Here is a 2,243-nt window from a genome sequence, read left to right as displayed (position 1 = left end):
CACCGACACGGCCTGAACATCTCCGCCCACCTCAGCCCCGTCCCCGAATTCCCACCACCCCAGGGGACTTAGCCAGATTGCTCGACGGGCTGGCCGCCTCGATCCGGGAAAAGGGGCTCGCTCAAACGCAAATTACCGACATCGTCGGTCACGCACGTGCATCGCGCCGAACGTTCTACAAACACTTCTCCGACAAGGATTCGTGCCTAGTCGAACTCGTTCATCTCAGCGCCAAACGCATCATTGAAGCCGTCGCTGCGGCAATCGAGCTCGATGCTGCGCGAGCCGTCCAGATCGACCAGGCCATCGACGCCTATCTATCCCTACTTTCCGGCGAACCCGCGTTGGCGCTCGCGCTTTCCAGTCCCTCAGTCGGCGAGCGAGTTCTTCGCGCACAGCAGGAGGGGTTGGAGCAATTCGCCGAATTTATCGTCGCAGTGATCGCTACGACCAGCCCAACTCGGATAGCGCCAGCACCCATCTCCGTCGAATGTGCGTACATGCTTGCCAGTGGTCTACGCGCCGCAGTGCTTCGCGCGATTGAACGCGGGGACGAGCTCGACCGCGTGGGCCAGGACGCAAAGGCCGTTTTCACCGCGGTCCTCGACCAACATGCATAGTGTCGTCGTCGAGTCGAACCTACAGGGGCGGAGCAGGATCGTTCTTCCGAGGATGTCGTTCCGGACGGCGTCGGCCGCGAGAGGTTTCTCAATAGATCTGATCCATGCCGGCCTGCCGGCCTGCCGGCCGCGGCGCCGCAGGTGATCGCGTGCTTGCGGAACGGTCAGACGCGCGCCGACCCCATGCCTACCTGGACGAGACGGCTCGCGCTGGGATGCCGGTCGCGCTGCTTGATGCGGGGTCGATCAACTGCAAGTTGCTGACGTTCCCACCGACGACTGAACCGCATGCAAAAAGCCAGGCCATGCCCAGCGAGTCATCATTCGGCACGAACAGGCAACAGATGAGGCTATATTGACGCCCATGTCAGAAGACATGTACATGGGCGACATTCGTTACCCGGGGAAGGACGAACATCGCGCCGTGGTGCTGATGCTGGCCACCGAAGACGGCACAGGAATAGACAGTTGGCGTTGGTATTTCGAGTGGTCTACGACGTCGTTCTATATCAAGTCGATGCACCACGCTTTGCAGGGAAGCAAGGTGAGTATCCACGGGCCAGACGATCGCTATCCAGGCGGTCAACACTGCAGGTTCGACGTCATCAGGACGCCTGAGCTGGAGGTCGACCAAAAATCGGCGGAGCGCGCCGCCCGCGCAGGCGGTCGCTGGCTCACCGACGTCGGCGACCTTCCGCTGTACTTCGAGGGTCGACAGATCAGCGACCATGTAGCTCACGTTGTCCGGTTCAGCTGGGAACATGACGTCTTCATCGCTGGAGCGGAACCAGCAGGCCCATCAGCGTGGCCGAAGGAGAAGGCGACCATGAGGGTGATGTTGCCGGTGCCCGAGGAAGGCCGCGTCAGGCACGTCGACGTCTTCCTCAGCCGCAGCGGAGAGCCATACTGGCCAAGTGGGGGTCTGCCCTTGGGATTCATGAAGAACGACCTCGGCTGGTGTCTTTCGTCGGTCACCTTTGACTGGCCGACCGCGTACGAGCCTGATCCATGCGGCGGGTTGCGTGGCGATACGCCCGTGGATCAGTGTGCACGCGGCATTGCCCAAGTCGTTGATGACACCGGCTTCTTATGGTTGTGCGAGAAGCTGATTCCCCGCGGTCTCGAAATGCCAGAACCCCGGTTGGAGTAAGAAGCCGACCCGAGGGCCCGCCGCCACATCTCCGAAGTATCGGGGCTGCGGCCCGCGCCCAGAAACTCTCGGCGGCCTGACCGGGACGCTTCGTCTGTCGATGTAGACGAGGGCTCGAGGGGCACGCGCAGGTTGGTGGTTAGCGCCGGCATGGTTACTGCTATTGGTGGGTGGTGCTGCCGGATCAGATCGACTTTCCACTAACTCTGTCTCGGTGGCGCGAGCGGGTCACGAAAACCCTTGCGGGGCAGAGTTAGCCCGACGACGTCGTCAGCGAGGTCACCATGGCGACTGAAAGCACCACGACCCCACCTGTCACTTCTCAAACGACGTGTCACATCCCAGATCGCTGAGCTGGGCAGACGACGACGTTCTCACTCGGTGTCACTCACGGTTTGTCGCCTGCCATGAGGATGGGACCAGTGTGACCTGATTTTTGCCAGGGTGATGGGACCACCTGGATTGCCAGTTAT

General features: G+C 61.5%; 2 protein-coding genes. Both read left to right on the top strand.

All coding sequences use genetic code 11. The annotated features are described in order from the left end of the window. The coding region (locus ACJH7A_RS30300; RefSeq protein WP_406803305.1) for a TetR/AcrR family transcriptional regulator at nucleotides 1–620 on the top strand (620 nt) is incomplete at its 5' end. Nucleotides 621–984: 364 nt separating this feature from the next. Then, nucleotides 985–1,770, top strand: coding sequence for a hypothetical protein (locus ACJH7A_RS30295; RefSeq protein WP_406803304.1), 786 nt, complete (start codon nucleotides 985–987; stop codon nucleotides 1,768–1,770). Nucleotides 1,771–2,243 lie beyond the last annotated feature (473 nt).

It is taken from the genome of Mycobacterium sp. SMC-17 (assembly GCF_045310915.1).
Taxonomy (GTDB): domain Bacteria; phylum Actinomycetota; class Actinomycetes; order Mycobacteriales; family Mycobacteriaceae; genus Mycobacterium.
Note: the sequence above shows the minus strand (reverse complement) of the source record. Positions and strands in the feature narration are given on the sequence as shown.

Coding starts and splice junctions, on each gene's coding strand:
- ACJH7A_RS30295 (WP_406803304.1), top strand. CDS start 985: ATGTCAGAAGACATGTACATGGGCGACATTCGTTACCCGGGGAAGGAC.